Origin of the sequence: Stenotrophomonas sp. ATCM1_4 (genome assembly GCF_004348115.1) — a bacterium.
GTDB classification, from domain to species: Bacteria; Pseudomonadota; Gammaproteobacteria; order Xanthomonadales; family Xanthomonadaceae; genus Stenotrophomonas; species Stenotrophomonas capsici.
Genome location: NZ_QPFB01000001.1, coordinates 1042182 through 1057836, shown reverse-complemented (window position 1 = coordinate 1057836; position 15655 = coordinate 1042182). Strand labels below are relative to the sequence as shown.

Here is a 15655-nt window from a genome sequence, read left to right as displayed (position 1 = left end):
CCGGCCGGTAGTCGCCAATGTCCACTTCCCGACGTTCCTTTACCCGCAGCATCGCCATGCGCCTGATGCTCGGAACCGCTTTGGTTGCAACGTTCGCCTTCGGCCTCACCGCGATGATCATCTACCTGCGCAGCAGCGACGCGCTGATGTCGGTCTCGCGTGCCAACCTGGAGAACATGGCCAACCTGGAAGCGCAGCGCATCTCGGCCGAGATGGGACTGGGCTTCGAATCCAACGACACGCTGGCCAGCAGCTTTCTGAGCCTGCGCCAGTCCGGCGCGCTGACCCGCCAGAATGCCTCCAGCGTCCTGCAGCGGAAGCTGCTGGCCAACCCGCAGTGGATCGGCGTCGGCACGTTGTGGGAACCGGACGCCTTCGACGGCAAGGACGCCGAGTTCGTCGATACCGACGGCCACGATGCCAGCGGCCGCTTCATGAGCTACTGGGCCTGGCAGGACGGCACGCCCGTGCAGGAGGCCCTGCGCGGCTACGACGTGCCCGGCGATGGCGACTGGTACCTGCAGCCACGTGCCTCGAAGAAGCCGGCCGTGCTGGAACCGTACAGCTACGAGATCGGTGGCCGTCGCATCCTGATGACCACGCTGGCCACGCCGATCGTGGAAGGCGACCATTTCCTCGGCGTGATGACCGTGGACTTCGCCCTGCAGTCGCTGCAGGAGCGCCTGAGCACGATGCACCCGATGGAACAGGGCTACGTGCGGCTGCTGTCGCCGGGCGGCACCATCATCGCCGACCGCGACCCGGCCAAGGTCGGCAGCAAGGTCGATGATGCCGCGACCAAGGCGATGCTCGCCGGCACCGCCAAGGGTCAGGTCGTGTTCGGGCAAAGCCGCGATGCCGCGCTGGGCGAGGACGTGGTGGAAACCTATGTCCCGCTGAAGATCGGCAATGCCGGCCAGAACTTCGCCTTCGGCGTGGTGGTACCGCACTCGCTGCTGATGCAGCAGGCCCGCGTGCTGCTGTGGACCATCATCGGCGTCGGCGTGGCGGCGGCACTGCTGCTGTGCCTGGCGCTGTACGTGCTGCTGCGCAGGCTGGTGTTCCAGCCCCTGGGGCAGGCCGTGAACGTGTCCGACCAGATCGCCGCAGGCAAGCTGGACAATGTCCTGCGCGCCCAGCGCGATGACGAACTCGGCATGCTGCTGTCCTCGATGCAGCGCATGCAGGCGCAGCTGCAGTCAGTGATGGCCGCGCAGGGCGAGATGGCCCGCCAGCATGACGCCGGCTCGCTCAGCTACCGCATGGACGAGAGCGCCTTCCCCGGCGACTACGGGCAGATGGTACGCGCCACCAACGGCCTGGTCGCCGGCAACGTGGCCACCATCAGCGACACCCTGGACATCCTCAAGCGCTACTCCGTCGGCGACATGAGCGTGGACATCGAGCGCCTGCCCGGCGAGAAGGCGGTGATCACCGAGACCGTGGACACCATCAAGGCCAACCTGTCGGCCATCAACACCGAGATCCGGCAGCTGGCCACCGCGGCCGCGGCCGGTGACTTCACCCAGCGCGGCGACGTAGACGGCTACCAGCACGACTTCCGTGACATGGTCGCCGGCCTGAACCACCTGATGGAAACCGCCGACGGCAACCTGGCCAAGGTCTCGCAGGTGCTGCAGGCACTGGCCCAGGGTGACCTCACCGTGCGCATGGACGGCCAGTTCAACGGCGTGTTCGCACAGATGCGCGACGACGCCAACGCCACCGTCGACCAGTTGACCGCCATCGTCGGCCGCATCCAGAACGCGGCCTCCAGCATCAACCTGGCCTCCAGCGAGATCGCCACCGGCAACAACGACCTGTCGCGCCGTACCGAGCAGCAGGCCGCCAACCTGGAGGAGACCGCCGCCTCGATGGAGGAACTGACCTCCACCGTGCGCCAGAACGCCGAATCGGCCCGCCAGGCCAACCAGCTGGCCATCGGTGCCGCCTCGGTGGCCTCGCAGGGTGGCGAGGTGGTCAGCCAGGTGGTGACCACGATGAGCGCCATCGAGGCCTCGTCCAAGAAGATCGCCGAGATCATCTCGGTCATCGACGGCATCGCTTTCCAGACCAACATCCTGGCGCTCAACGCCGCGGTGGAAGCCGCGCGTGCCGGCGAGCAGGGCCGCGGCTTCGCCGTGGTCGCCTCGGAAGTGCGGACCCTGGCCCAGCGCTCGGCCGGTGCGGCCAAGGAGATCAAGGGCCTGATCGATGACTCGGTCGGCAAGGTGTCCGACGGCTCGGCGCTGGTCCGCAAGGCCGGCACCACCATGGGCGAGATCGTGGCCTCGGTGCAGCGCGTGACCGACATCATGGCCGAGATCTCCGCCGCCTCGCAGGAACAGAGCGCCGGCATCGAGCAGGTCAACCAGACCGTCACCCAGATGGACGAGACCACCCAGCAGAACGCCGCGCTGGTGGAGGAAGCCACCGCCGCGGCCCGGGCGATGGAAGAACAGGCACTGCTGCTCAACGAAGCGGTGGCCGCCTTCCACATCGCGTCCAAGGCGGGCACCGCCAGCGTCGCCAACCCGCCACGCAGCCGCCCGGCCAGCCCGGCACCGGCCAGCCCGCGCATCGCCCGCGCGCCGGCGGCACGCCGGATCGAACCGATGGTCGCCAATGGCGAGGACTGGAAGGAATTCTGATTCTCCCGCGGCTTCCGGCTTCACCCCCACGACGACCACGGCCTGCCCGTGGTTGTCGTGTTTTGGGACATCCAACCCACTTTCCGCGTAGCCGGGATTACAGATAACGCCCTGAATCGTAAGAGTTTCATCACGATCCTCACGATTTCATCACATGCCCATTCAGTTCATAAAACACTCCCTATTCAGCCATCAAGCCGCCTCCGGATCGCGCCGCTATCCGCTGAACAGCCGGCAATGAACGCCGGCCATATCCGCGCCAACGCGCCGGCAACATCCTCGGGCGAGGGCGTCACCCGCAAAGTCGATCCGGAGAGAAAGAGATGGAGTTCTTCCGCAACCTCACGATCGCCCGAAAGCTCGCGATCGCTTTCACCCTCACCACCGTCGCCACCGTTGGCATGGGCGCGTTCGCGGTGGTCCGCCTCAAGCAGGCCACCACCCAGTTGAACGAGATGAGCCAGCGCTACATGCCGGCCGTCCAACACCTGGAGAGCATCCGCGCCGACCTGGCCGAAATCCGCATCGCCGAACTGTCGCAGTTGTCCCACCTGCACGAGCCGGCGTTCGTCGCCGAGTACAACCAGCGCATCGCCGACCAGCGCGCCAAGCTGGCCGAGCACCAGAAGCGCTACGAAGCCCTGCCCGCCAGCGATGAGCAGAAGCGCCTGTACGGCCAGATGCTCAAGACCCTGGAGCAATACCTCAGCGCCCACGCGCAGCTGGAAAAGGCCGTGGCCGATGGCCAGTTCGAGCTGGCCCAGCAGATCTCCAACGAACACTCGCGCGTCAGCCGCCGCGACCTGTTCAGCGACGTGGAGAAGCTCAGCAGCTACGTCGTGTCGGCCCTGGACAGCGAGGTGGCGCTCGCCGATGCCACCCAGGCGCGCAGCACCAACGCATTGTTCGCCTGCATGGCCTTGCTGGGCCTGCTGTCGGTCGCCCTCGGCGTGGTCATCGTGCGCGCCATCGTACGCCCGCTGAAGGACGCCCTGCGGGCCGCCGACGAGGTCGCCACCGGCCGCCTGGACGGCACCATCGACGCCGGACGCGGTGACGAGGTCGGCCAGTTGCTGGCTTCGATGCAGCGCATGCAGCACCAGCTCAAGGCGGTGATCGCCGCGCAGTCGGACATGGCGCGCGAGCACGACCAGGGCCAGATCAGCTACCGCATCGACGAATCCCGCTTCCCCGGCGAGTACGGGCGCATGGTGCGCGAGGTCAATGCCCTGGTCGCCCAGCACATCGGCGTGAAGATGCGGGTGGTCGAGGTGATGCGCCACTACGCCCGTGGCGACCTGTCGGTGGACATGGACCGCCTGCCCGGCGAGAAGGCCGCCATCACCGACGCGATGGACGGCACCAAGGCCAGCCTGTCGGCCATCAACAACGAGATCAAGCGCCTGTCGCGCGCCGCCGCCGCCGGTGATTTCAGCCAGCGTGGCGACATCGACCGTTACGAACACGACTTCCGCGAGATGGTCGGCGGGCTCAACGCGCTGATGCAGACCACCGAGGACAACCTCGGCCACATCTCGCGGCTGCTGCAGGCCATTGCCGACGGTGACCTGACCCGTCGTGTCGAAGGCGACTTCCACGGCATCTTCGCGCGCATGCGTGATGACGGCAACGCCAGCATCGACCAGCTCGCCAGCATCGTCTCCGGCATCCAGGCCGCCAGCGGCAGCATCAGCCTGTCGGCCAGCGAGATCGCCACCGGCAACAGCGACCTGTCGCGCCGCACCGAGACGCAGGCCGCCAACCTGGAGGAAACCGCCGCCTCGATGGAGGAGCTGACCTCCACCGTGCGCCAGAACGCCGAGCATGCCCGCCAGGCCGACCAGCTGGCGCGCGGTGCCGCCGACGTGGCCGCGCAGGGCGGCGAAGTGGTCGGGCGCGTGGTCAACACCATGAGCTCGATCGAGCAGTCCTCCCAACGCATCGCCGACATCATCAGCGTGATCGACGGCATCGCCTTCCAGACCAACATCCTGGCCTTGAACGCGGCGGTGGAAGCGGCCCGGGCCGGCGACCAGGGCCGTGGCTTCGCGGTGGTGGCCTCGGAAGTGCGCACCCTGGCGCAGCGTTCGGCCGCCGCGGCCAAGGAGATCAAGGGATTGATCGACGACTCGGTCGGCAAGGTCAGCGAAGGCTCGCAACTGGTCCGCCGCGCCGGCAGCACCATGGACGACATCGTGGCCTCGGTGCAGCGCGTGACCACGATCATGGCCGACATCGCCGCCGCCTCGCAGGAACAGACCGCCGGCATCGAACAGGTCAACCAGACCGTGATGCAGATGGACGAGAGCACCCAGCAGAATGCCGCGCTGGTCGAGGAAGCCTCCGCGGCGGCACGCTCGATGGAAGACCAGGCGCGCCAGCTGACCGATGCAGTGGCCCAGTTCCGCCTCTCCGACGCCGTCAGCGCATCACTGGCCCGCGTTGCCGCCAGCGTACCGCCGCCGGCCGCCCCACGGCCACGCCCCACCCTGCGCGCCATCCCGGGCAAGCCGGCAGCCCACGCACCGGTCAGCAGTGGCGAGGACTGGCAGGAGTTCTGATCCGTTGCTTGCCGGCGGTGGTCGGGAACTCTCCGGCCTGTCCACCGCCGGCCTCTTTGGCTTCATCCAGGGTCATCGTGTGACGCCTCGTGGACATGGGCCGGCGAAAGGATCGAAGATCCCAGGACGGTCCCTCCCACGCGACGTCCCATGCCCCGCATCACGCGCATTCTCATCGGGCTTGCCGCCCTGCTGGTGGTCGGTGTGGCCGGCAGCCTGCTCATCGGCCAGGCACTGATCACTCCGGTGCCGCGCACCATAGGGCCCCCGCCGGCCTCGCTCGGCGCCCGTCCGGTGCGCATTGATTCGGCTGCTGGCCCGGTCTCTGGATGGTTTGTCCCTGGCCAGGCGGACAAGGGCAGCGTGCTCCTTCTGCACGGCGTGCGCTCGGACCGGCGCCAGATGCTCCCCCGCGCGCAGTGGCTCAAGCAGTTGGGCTATTCCGTGCTGCTCATCGACCTTCCGGCGCATGGGCAATCCCCCGCCGCGCACATCACCTTCGGCGCCAACGAGTCCAAGGCGGTCGACGCGGCAGTCACGTTCCTTGGCCAACAAGCGCCGGGCCGACCCGTCGCGGTGATCGGGGTGTCCCTGGGGGCCGCATCCACAGTGCTGTCCGCTTCCACGCGACAACTGGCCGCCGTTGTCCTGGAATCGATGTACCCCAGCCTCGACCAAGCCGTCGCCGACCGCCTGGCCATCCGTCTGGGCGCCCCCGGACGTCCGCTGGCGCCGCTGCTGCTGTGGCAGCTGCTGCTGTGGCAGCTGCCGTTGCGCCTGCAGCTCTCGGCCGACGACCTTCGGCCCATCGATCACCTGGCCGCAATCGGCGCCCCGGTGTTGATCGCGTCCGGTTCACGGGACCGCCACACCCCCATCGACGAAGCCCGCGCGCTCTATCGTGCCGCCGCTGCGCCCAAGCAGTTCTGGGAGGTGCCCGGCGCGGCCCATGTCGACCTCTACGCGCATGACCCCGCCGCATACCAGCGGGTGGTCGGGGCGTTCCTCCAGTCGCGCCTGCAGCCATAGCCGCGCCTCTTCCAAGGCCGAAACGGCCCTCTACGTACGCCGCCAGCCAGTGACGGAATTCCGTCTCCGGAATCGCCAGCCGGTGCCAACGGCCATCTGCTTCACAAAAGGCTCGTAACAGTGCGCCTAAAGAGTTAGAAAGAGCGGCCGATATCACAGTTTCCAGGAGACCGATTGCGGGCTCCCTGGCTTCGACCCTCTGCAAGCGCCTCCATGTCCGTACCCGAATCCTTCGAGTCGAGCCCGTCCACCGTCGCCGGCAACCTGTATGCCGATGAACGCTACATGGTGCGCAGCCCGCACCAGATCCGGCACCTGCTGCAGCAGATGATCGACCAGCGGTCGATGGTCAACGCGCACCCGGATGGGCGCGACCAGTCCTTCCCCAGCGCCGTGCTGGAAGTGGACGAGGACGGCCTGCTGCTCGATGCCAGCCCACTGCCGGCGATCAACCGCAGCGCGGAGGTCGCCGCTTCCCTGCTGTGCTTTGGCCAGGTCGACAAGGTCACCGTGCGCTTCCAGCTGCATGGCCACCGCCGCATCGAACAGGACGGCCGGGTGGCGTTCCGGGTACCGCTGCCGGAGGAGGTCTACCACCTGCAGCGCCGTGAGTTCTACCGGCTGGAAACCCCGGTGGGCGATTCACCCTACTGCCTGATCCCCGACCCGGACGGCGGCGAGCCCAGCCGCTGGCGAGTGATCGACATCAGCGCCGGCGGCATGGCGCTGATGCTGCCCTCGCCGCAGGCCCTGCTCGCCCTGCAGGGCCGCTATCGCGGCTGCGGGCTGCTGATCCCCGACGCCCCGCCGGTGACCACCACCCTGGTGGTCTGCAACCTGCGCCAGCAGAAACAGGCCAACGGCATGGAAACCATCCGCGCCGGCCTGCGTTTCGACGACCTGCCACGCGGTGCCGACACGCTGATCCAGCGGTACATCTTCCGCATCGATCGGCTACGCAAGGCGCGCAGCAACGGCGACTGACCCGGCCCGGGCGCCATCGTGCGCCCGGCCTGGCCGAACGCGCCCCGCCGCCCGCGGCTGTCCGTCGCTAAAGTCCCGCCTCCTGGCGCCGATACCGGTGCAACAGCCACCGGCGCCACGCCAGGACCAGGACCTGCCATGAACGATACGCGTACCACTTCCGCCGAAGGCACCGGCGGCGAGTACCTCAGCTTCACCCTCGGCGCCGAGCACTACGGCGTGGACATCCTCAAGGTGCAGGAGATCCGCGGCTACGACGCGGTCACCCGCGTGCCCGATGCCCCGGACTACATCAAGGGCGTCATCAACCTGCGCGGCACCATCGTGCCGGTCATCGACCTGCGCCTGAAGCTGCGCCTGGACGAGGCACGCTACGACGCCTTCACCGTGATGATCGTGCTCAACGTCGAGGACCGCGTGGTCGGCATCGTCGTGGACAGCGTCTCGGACGTGATCCCGCTGTCGGCCGAGCAGATCCGCCCGACCCCGGAATTCGGTGCCGCCGTGGACACCCGCTTCATCTCCGGCATCGGCACCCAGGACGACCGCATGCTGATCCTGCTGGACATCGAGACCCTGCTCGACACCGCCGACCTCGGGCAGGCCGCGGTGACCGAAGAAGCCGCGGCCTGACCCAGCCAACCGGGAGGCGCATCACATTTCCGAACATGCGCCCTCAGCCGCCTGCCCTGTCGGCCGATAGCCCATTGCATGCCCGTCCTCCCCGACTGGCGCCCTCTCGTCATCCCCGGAGATTTTGATGTCCAAGCACCTGATTTGCCTGCTGTCGGCAGCCGTCCTGGCCACCGCCTCGTTCCACGTCGCCGCCGACCCGGCCGAGATGATCCCGCCGGAAAACGCCGCCCGCTTCGCCGGCAAGGACGGCATGGTCTGCGGCAAGGTCGAGAAGGCCCGTTACGCCGAAGGTTCCGAAGGCCAGCCGACCTTCCTGCACATGGGTGGCCAGTTCCCGCGCCACACCTTCTCCGCGCGCATCTCCGGCGCCAACCGTGGCAACTTCGGCTTCCCGCTGGAATCGCTGGAAGGCAAGACCGTCTGCGTCATCGGCAAGATCCAGCGTGACTCCTCGCGCGCCGAGATCGAAGTCAGCTCGCCGGCCAGCCTGAAGCTGGCAAACATCAAGTAATCCCAGCCTGGTGCCGCGCCGGCCCCGCCGGTGCGGCGCACGCTGCCCGTGCACGCGCGGGACGTCACCGGAGATCTCCAAGATGCAGTGGGTCAACTCGCTCAAACTCAAGCCGAAGCTGATGCTTACCTTCGGCGTCGTGCTGTTCGTCATGCTGTTGCAGGGCATCGTCGCGTTCCGTGGCCTGTACACCCTCAATGAAGCCACCACCGACCTGGCCGACAACCGCATGCCCAGCCTGCGCGCGACCGGTGAACTGAGCGGGATGGTCAGCGAGTACCGCAACGCGTCCTACCAGGGCCTGGTGCGTGCCAGTGACGAGGTCAAGGCCGACGCCAAGCGCCGCGCCGAGGAGCTGCGCAAGGAGATCGACGCAACCATCGCCAGCTATCCCAAGCTGATCGACAACCCCGAGCAGAAGAAGCTGTTCGACGCCTTCGCTGCCGACTGGAAGGCCGCCACGGTGTCCTACGACTCGGTGACGGAGATGCTGTCGCTGGACCTGCCCGATGACGCCATCGACACTTTCGTCGGCGAAACCCGCAACCTGCACCGCAAGGCCTACGTGTCGCTGGAGGCACTGGCCGCCAACGACAATGCCCGTGCCCAGGCCGGTGCCAAGGCCGCCGCGGAGACCTACACCACCTCGGCCATCCTGACCGCCATCGCCATCCTGGTCGGTGCGGCCGGCGGCGTGCTGCTGGTATGGCTGTTCGCCCGCTCGCTGGTCGGCTCGGTGCGCGGCGCCGTGGACGTGGCCAACGAAGTGGCCAGCGGCAAGCTCGACGGCCATATCGACGTCAACCGTGCCGATGAAGTCGGCGACCTGCTGCGCGCCATGCAGCGCATGCAGCGCGACCTGCGCGAGCGCATCGAGCGCGACCAGGCCGTGGCCGCGGAGAACCTGCGCATCCGTACCGCGCTGGACTACTCCTCCACCGGCGTGTACCTGACCAACGAAGACCTCGAAATCGTCTACGCCAACCGTGCCCTGCTGGACACGCTGGCCCAGTACAACGACGCGCTGACCGGCGCCCTGTCCCACTACGACGCCAGCATCGCCCTGGTCGGCCAACCGGTCACCGCGCTGGAGCACAACGGCCAGGTCGACAACAAGGTGCTCGAAGCGCTGGAAAAGAACGGCGTGGCCCGCCGCCAGATGAGCTTCGGCGATGCCCAGTTCGCGCAGGCGATCTCGGTCATTCGCAACGACGGCGGCGTGGCCGTCGGCCACGTGGTCGAATGGCGCGACCGCACCACCGAGGCGCTGGTGGAGAAGGAAGTAGCGCGCGTGATCGAAGCCGCCGCCGCCGGCGACCTCAGCGGCCGCATCGAGACCAGCGACAAGGACGGCTTCTTCCTGCAGCTGGCCGGCCAGATCAACAGCCTGCTCGACGCCAACGCCAGCAGCCTGGAACAGATTTCCGCGCTGCTCTCGGCGCTGTCGCGCGGCGACCTCACCGTGCGCATGCATGGCCAGTACCAGGGCGTGTTCGCCACCATGCGTGACGACGCCAACGCCACCGCCGAGCAGCTGACCGGCATCGTTGGCCGCATCAAGCAATCCTCGGTTGCCATCAATGCGGCCGCCACCGAGATCGCCAGCGGCAACAACGACCTGTCGCGCCGTACCGAGCAGCAGGCCGCCAACCTGGAGGAAACCGCCGCCTCGATGGAGGAACTGACCTCCACCGTGCGCCAGAACGCCGAATCGGCCCGCCAGGCCAACCAGCTCGCCATCGGTGCCGCCTCGGTGGCCTCGCAGGGTGGCGAGGTGGTCAGCCAGGTGGTGACCACGATGAGCGCCATCGAGGCCTCGTCCAAGAAGATCGCCGAGATCATCTCGGTCATCGATGGCATCGCCTTCCAGACCAACATCCTGGCCTTGAACGCCGCAGTCGAAGCGGCGCGTGCCGGCGAGCAGGGCCGCGGCTTCGCCGTGGTCGCCTCGGAAGTGCGGACCCTGGCCCAGCGCTCGGCCGGTGCCGCCAAGGAGATCAAGGGCCTGATCGATGACTCGGTCGGCAAGGTGTCCGACGGCTCGGCGCTGGTCCGCAAGGCCGGCACCACCATGGGCGAGATCGTGGCCTCGGTGCAGCGCGTGACCGACATCATGGCCGAGATCTCCGCCGCCTCGCAGGAACAGAGCGCCGGCATCGAGCAGGTCAACCAGACCGTCACCCAGATGGACGAGACCACCCAGCAGAACGCCGCGCTGGTGGAGGAAGCCACCGCCGCGGCCCGTTCGATGGAAGAACAGGCCGGCCACCTGGCCACCGTCGTGTCGGTGTTCCGCCTCGATGACAGCCAGCCGGAAGAACCCGTCACCGCGCCGCCGCTCGCCAGCAAGCCCGAGCCGCGTCGCCCGGCACCCGCACCGGAACCGGTACGCCGGCGGGTGGCCGGCAACCGCACCGCGGTTGCCGAGCTGGCCGATTCGGACTGGCAGGAGTTCTGACCCACACGACCCCGGCTCCGGCCGGGGTCGTGCGTTATGCGCCGGCTAAACATTCGGCTCCCGCGGCCGATACACCCGTAACTTCCCCTTTCCCGCTCGCCACCCACGGGCGCTGCCCTTTGCCATGAATCCCTACCGTCTCTGGTCGAACTACATCAGCAACATCTCCGTGCGGCGCAAGCTGAACCTGTTGACGGTGCTGATCGCGCTGGGCGTGATCGCGCTGTCGGTGATCGCCGCCCGCATGCAGTACGTGGATCTGTACGAAACGCGCAAGGAGTCGCTCAAGGCCCAGGTGGAGATGAGCCAGGGCGTGCTGGACTACTACGCCAACCGCGCGAAGGCCGGTGAGCTGTCGCTGCACGACGCACAGCAGCAGGCGCTGGCCGCGCTGCAGAACATGCGCTCCAACGCCGACGTCAACTACCTCAACGTCTACAACACCGACTACGTGCTGCTGATGCATCCGTTCCGCGCCGACCTGGTCGGCAAGGACATGAAGGACTTCCGTGGCGAGGACGGCGTGCGCCTGTACTACGACCAGGTCGAGGCCGCGCGCCGCGGTGGCGGCTACGTCGGCTACACCTGGGCCAAACCCGGCACGCAGGGCCCGGTCGCCAAGCTGGCCTACGCCGGCCTGTACGGCCCGTGGAACTGGGTGGTGTCCAGCGGCGTCTACATGGACGAGGTGCAGGGCCAGGCGCTGAAGTTCACCGCCATCATGACCGTCGCCGGTGGCGTGCTGGTGCTGCTGGTGGTCAGCCTGAGCTGGGTCATCGGCAGCCGCATCGTCACGCCGCTGCGCAACGCCACCGCGGTGGCCAATGCCATCGCGCGCGGCCGCATGGACAACACCATCCCCGCACCCAGCCGCGACGAGACCGGCCAGCTGCTCACCAGCATGCAGCGCATGCAGGACCAGCTGCGCGCGGTGATCGAGGCCCAGAATGAGATGGCCCGCCAGCACGACGCCGGCATCATCAGCTACCGCATCGACGCCGAGGCGTTCCCGGGCGACTACGGCGTGATGGTGGCCGAAACCAACGTGCTGGTGGCCAACCACATCGACGTGAAGATGCAGGTCATCGCCATCGCGCAGCGCTACGCGGTGGGCGACCTCACCCCGGACATGCCGCTGCTGCCGGGCGAGAAGCGCGTCATCACCGAAACCATGGCTACCATCAAGCAGAACCTGTCGGCCATCAACAGCGAGATCAAGCGGCTGGGCAACGCGGCCGCCGCCGGCGACTTCAGCCTGCGCGGCGACGAGCAGCGCTTCGAGCACGATTTCCTGGACATGGTGCGCAGCCTCAACGCGATGATGCGCACCAGCGACCACAACCTGGAACAGATCTCGCAGTTGCTGCGCGCCCTGGCCCAGGGCGATCTGACCGCCACCATGCACGGTGACTTCCAGGGCGTGTTCGCCCGCATGCGCGAGGACGCGGACAGCACCATCGCCCAGCTTTCGGGCATCGTCTCGCGCATCCAGTCCGCCGCCGACAGCATCAACCTGGCCGCCGGCGAGATCGCCACCGGCAACAGCGACCTGTCGCGCCGCACCGAAGTGCAGGCGGCCAACCTGGAAGAAACCGCTGCCTCCATGGAGGAACTGACCTCCACCGTGCGCCAGAACGCCGACTCCGCCCGCCAGGCCAACCAGCTGGCCATCGGCGCGGCCGGCGTCGCCGCCCGCGGCGGCAACGTGGTCGAGGAAGTGGTGGTCACGATGGGCCAGATCGAGCAGTCCTCGCGCCGCATCGCCGACATCATCTCGGTGATCGACGGCATCGCCTTCCAGACCAACATCCTGGCCTTGAACGCCGCGGTCGAAGCCGCGCGTGCCGGCGAACAGGGCCGCGGCTTCGCCGTGGTGGCCAGTGAAGTGCGTACCCTGGCGCAGCGCTCGGCGGCGGCCGCCAAGGAGATCAAGGGCCTGATCGATGACTCCACCCAGCGTGTCTCCGAAGGCTCGCAGCTGGTGCACCAGGCCGGTGCGACCATGGGCGAGATCGTCACTTCGGTGCAGCGCGTGACCGACATCATGGCCGAGATCTCCGCCGCCTCTCAGGAACAGAGCGCCGGCATCGAGCAGGTCAACCAGACCATCGTGCAGATGGACGAAACCACCCAGCAGAACGCCGCCCTGGTCGAGGAAGCCAGTGCCGCGGCGCGCCTGCTGGAAGAACAGGCCATCCAGCTCGACCAGGCCGTGGCGGTGTTCCGCATCGAGGCCACCGGCGCCGGCGCGCCGGCCGAGGTCCCGGCCGCGCTGGCGTTGGCCAGTTGAACGGAGCACCTGCCAACATGTCCAGCGTCGACACCACCCAGCGCGATTTCGAGTTCAACGACCGCGACTTCCGCCGCGTCTGCGAGCTGATCCATGCCCGTGCCGGGATCGCGCTGGCACCGGCAAAGCGCGACATGGTGTACGGCCGGCTGTCGCGCCGGTTGCGCTCGCTGGGCTTGCAGTCATTCAAGGACTACCTGGACCAGCTCGAGCAGCATGGCGGCGAGGAATGGCAGGCGTTCACCAACGCCCTGACCACCAACCTGACCTCGTTCTTCCGTGAGCCGCACCACTTCGACAAGCTGCACGAGGAACTGCAGCAACGCGCCTCGCATGCGCCGATCAAGCTGTGGTCGTGCGCCGCATCCACCGGTGAAGAGCCCTACTCCATGGCCATCACCGCCTGCGAGACGTTCGGCACGATGACCCCGCCGGTACGCATCCTCGCCACCGACGTGGACACCCAGGTGCTAGCCACCGCCAGCCAGGGCGTGTACGCGATCGAACGCATCGCCGGGCTGGATGCGGAGACCAAGCGCCGCTATTTCCAGCGCGGCACCGGCCCGAACGAGGGCAAATGCCGGGTGGTGCCGGCGCTGCGTGCGCTGGTGGAGTTCCGCCAGCTCAACCTGCTCAGCTCCCGCTATGACGTCGGCGGCCCATTCGACGCGCTGTTCTGCCGCAACGTGATGATCTACTTCGACAAACCCACCCAGCGCGCCATCCTGTCGCGGCTGGTCGAGCACATGGGCGACGACGGGCTGCTCTACACTGGCCATTCGGAGAACTACCTGCATGCGGCCGACCTGATCCAGCCATGCGGCCGCACCCTGTACCGCCGTACCCGCCGGAGCGGTGCATGAAGCCTTCCCAGTCCTATCCCGACGAGGTCATGCGCTACCGCGACAGTCGCTTCCAGACCGTCGCCGCCAAGCTGCTGCCCACCCAGTACCTGGTCGTGGACGATGACACCGCGCTGACCACCACGCTCGGCTCCTGCGTGGCCGCCTGCATCCGCGACCCGATCCTCGGCATCGGCGGCATGAACCACTTCCTGCTGCCGGACGGCAACGTCGGCGACGGCGCGCCCGCACGCTACGGCAGCTACGCGATGGAACTGCTGATCAACGACCTGCTCAAGCGCGGCGCGCACCGCAAACGCCTGGAAGCCAAGGTCTTCGGCGGTGCCAACGTGCTCAAGGGCTTCACCAGCAACCCGGTCGGCACCCGCAACGCCGAGTTCGTGCGCCAGTACCTGCAGGCCGAGCACATCCCCATCGTCGCCGAGGACCTGTGCGGCATCCACCCGCGCAAGGTGTGGTTCTTCCCGACCACCGGCCGGGTCGTGGTGCAGCGCCTGCCGCATGCGCACGATGCCGAAGTGCTGGCCGCCGAAACCGCGGTGCGCGCCAAGCTGTCGCGCACGCCGGTCAGTGGTGGCGTGGAGCTGTTCGAATGAGCCTGGCCCCGCCCTGCCGCGTGCTGGTGGTGGACGACTCGGCGCTGGTGCGCCAGGTCCTCACCGAACTGCTGGCCGCCGACCCCGGCATCGAGGTGGTCGGCACCGCCGCCGACCCGTTGCTGGCGCGCGAGAAGATCAAGCGCCTGAACCCGGACGTGCTGACCCTGGACGTGGAAATGCCACGCATGGACGGGCTGGCCTTCCTCGAGAACCTGATGCGCCTGCACCCGCTGCCGGTGGTGATGGTGTCCTCGCTGACCGAGCGCGGTGCCGACACCACCTTGCAGGCACTCGCGTTGGGCGCGGTGGATTTCGTCGCCAAGCCCAAACTCGATGTCGCACGTGGGCTGGAAGCCTACGCCGAGGAGATCCGCGCCAAGGTAAAGATGGCCGCCCGATCGCGCGTGCGCGCCCTGGCCTCGCCGCTCCGCCGCCCTGCACTGCAGAGTGCGGCTGCGTCGAACATCGGCTTCCGCACCACCGACCGCCTGATCGCCATCGGCGCCTCGGCCGGCGGTACCGAGGCCCTGCGCACGGTATTGGAGGCCATGCCCGCCGACGCCCCGGCGATCGTGCTGACCCAACACCTGCCGGCAGCATTCAGCAGCGCCTTCGCCGAACGCCTGGACCGCCACTCGGCGATGTCGGTACGCGAAGCCACCGACGGCGAAGCCATCCTCCCCGGCCACGCCTACCTGCCGGCCGGCGGCAAGCACCTGCGCATCCTGCGCGACGGCGCCCGCTGGCGCTGCCGCGTCGACGACACCGCACCGGTCAACCTGCACAAGCCCGCCGTGGACGTGCTGTTCCGCTCGGTGGCACAGAACGCTGGCGCCAATGCCGTCGGCGCGATCCTCACCGGCATGGGCGAGGACGGCGCCCGCGGCCTGCTGGAAATGAAGCAGGCCGGCGCCCCCACCGTGGCCCAGGATGAAGCCAGCAGCGTGGTCTGGGGCATGCCCGGCAGCGCCGTGCGGCTGGGCGCGGCGGATGAAGTACTGCCGCTGGACAGGATCGCGGAGCGGTTGCTGGCGCTGGCGCGGTCCAGCTGAGCTCGGTCAGAATCTTAGAAC

Annotated in this window: 11 protein-coding genes; all 11 read left to right on the top strand. The window is 68.0% G+C overall.

Annotated features, from left to right (window positions below):
• The first annotated feature begins 17 nt into the window (after positions 1 to 17).
• Complete coding sequence (locus ATCM_RS05035; protein WP_132863152.1) at positions 18 to 2651, top strand: methyl-accepting chemotaxis protein; 2634 nt, start codon at positions 18 to 20, stop codon at positions 2649 to 2651.
• Positions 2652 to 2974: 323 nt separating this feature from the next.
• Entirely contained in the window at positions 2975 to 5212 is a 2238-nt protein-coding gene (locus ATCM_RS05030) for a methyl-accepting chemotaxis protein (protein ID WP_132863151.1), read from the top strand.
• Between the two features lie 150 nt (positions 5213 to 5362).
• Positions 5363 to 6241, top strand: a complete 879-nt coding sequence (locus ATCM_RS05025; protein ID WP_132863150.1) for an alpha/beta hydrolase — start codon at positions 5363 to 5365, stop codon at positions 6239 to 6241.
• A gap of 213 nt (positions 6242 to 6454) precedes the next feature.
• Entirely contained in the window at positions 6455 to 7225 is a 771-nt protein-coding gene (locus ATCM_RS05020; protein ID WP_132863149.1) for a flagellar brake protein, read from the top strand.
• 138 nt (positions 7226 to 7363) lie between these two features.
• Positions 7364 to 7858, top strand: a complete 495-nt coding sequence (locus ATCM_RS05015) for a chemotaxis protein CheW (protein WP_132863148.1) — start codon at positions 7364 to 7366, stop codon at positions 7856 to 7858.
• A 208-nt stretch (positions 7859 to 8066) separates the two neighbouring features.
• The gene (locus tag ATCM_RS05010) at positions 8067 to 8372 is read left to right on the top strand and encodes a hypothetical protein (RefSeq protein ID WP_132866075.1); all 306 of its coding nucleotides are present in this window, start codon (positions 8067 to 8069) and stop codon (positions 8370 to 8372) included.
• Between the two features lie 82 nt (positions 8373 to 8454).
• Positions 8455 to 10830: a methyl-accepting chemotaxis protein gene (locus ATCM_RS05005; RefSeq protein ID WP_132863147.1), complete on the top strand. Its 2376-nt coding sequence runs from the start codon at positions 8455 to 8457 to the stop codon at positions 10828 to 10830.
• Positions 10831 to 10954: 124 nt separating this feature from the next.
• Positions 10955 to 13120, top strand: coding sequence for a methyl-accepting chemotaxis protein (locus ATCM_RS05000; RefSeq protein WP_132863146.1), 2166 nt, complete (start codon positions 10955 to 10957; stop codon positions 13118 to 13120).
• 17 nt (positions 13121 to 13137) lie between these two features.
• Positions 13138 to 13983, top strand: a complete 846-nt coding sequence (locus ATCM_RS04995) for a CheR family methyltransferase (protein ID WP_132863145.1) — start codon at positions 13138 to 13140, stop codon at positions 13981 to 13983.
• The gene (gene cheD / locus ATCM_RS04990) at positions 13980 to 14579 is read left to right on the top strand and encodes a chemoreceptor glutamine deamidase CheD (RefSeq protein WP_132863144.1); all 600 of its coding nucleotides are present in this window, start codon (positions 13980 to 13982) and stop codon (positions 14577 to 14579) included. Before ATCM_RS04995 ends, cheD begins: the two co-directional genes overlap by 4 nt.
• On the top strand, positions 14576 to 15634 hold the full coding sequence (locus tag ATCM_RS04985) for a chemotaxis response regulator protein-glutamate methylesterase (RefSeq protein WP_132863143.1): 1059 nt from the start codon (positions 14576 to 14578) through the stop codon (positions 15632 to 15634). The genes cheD and ATCM_RS04985 overlap by 4 nt, the downstream gene beginning before the upstream one ends.
• Positions 15635 to 15655 lie beyond the last annotated feature (21 nt).

Excerpts from the sequence above, each read along its gene's own strand:
- ATCM_RS05035 (WP_132863152.1), top strand. The coding sequence starts at position 18 with ATGTCCACTTCCCGACGTTCCTTTACCCGCAGCATCGCCATGCGCCTG.
- ATCM_RS05030 (WP_132863151.1), top strand. The coding sequence starts at position 2,975 with ATGGAGTTCTTCCGCAACCTCACGATCGCCCGAAAGCTCGCGATCGCT.
- ATCM_RS05025 (WP_132863150.1), top strand. The coding sequence starts at position 5,363 with ATGCCCCGCATCACGCGCATTCTCATCGGGCTTGCCGCCCTGCTGGTG.
- ATCM_RS05020 (WP_132863149.1), top strand. The coding sequence starts at position 6,455 with ATGTCCGTACCCGAATCCTTCGAGTCGAGCCCGTCCACCGTCGCCGGC.
- ATCM_RS05015 (WP_132863148.1), top strand. The coding sequence starts at position 7,364 with ATGAACGATACGCGTACCACTTCCGCCGAAGGCACCGGCGGCGAGTAC.
- ATCM_RS05010 (WP_132866075.1), top strand. The coding sequence starts at position 8,067 with ATGATCCCGCCGGAAAACGCCGCCCGCTTCGCCGGCAAGGACGGCATG.
- ATCM_RS05005 (WP_132863147.1), top strand. The coding sequence starts at position 8,455 with ATGCAGTGGGTCAACTCGCTCAAACTCAAGCCGAAGCTGATGCTTACC.
- ATCM_RS05000 (WP_132863146.1), top strand. The coding sequence starts at position 10,955 with ATGAATCCCTACCGTCTCTGGTCGAACTACATCAGCAACATCTCCGTG.
- ATCM_RS04995 (WP_132863145.1), top strand. The coding sequence starts at position 13,138 with ATGTCCAGCGTCGACACCACCCAGCGCGATTTCGAGTTCAACGACCGC.
- cheD (WP_132863144.1), top strand. The coding sequence starts at position 13,980 with ATGAAGCCTTCCCAGTCCTATCCCGACGAGGTCATGCGCTACCGCGAC.
- ATCM_RS04985 (WP_132863143.1), top strand. The coding sequence starts at position 14,576 with ATGAGCCTGGCCCCGCCCTGCCGCGTGCTGGTGGTGGACGACTCGGCG.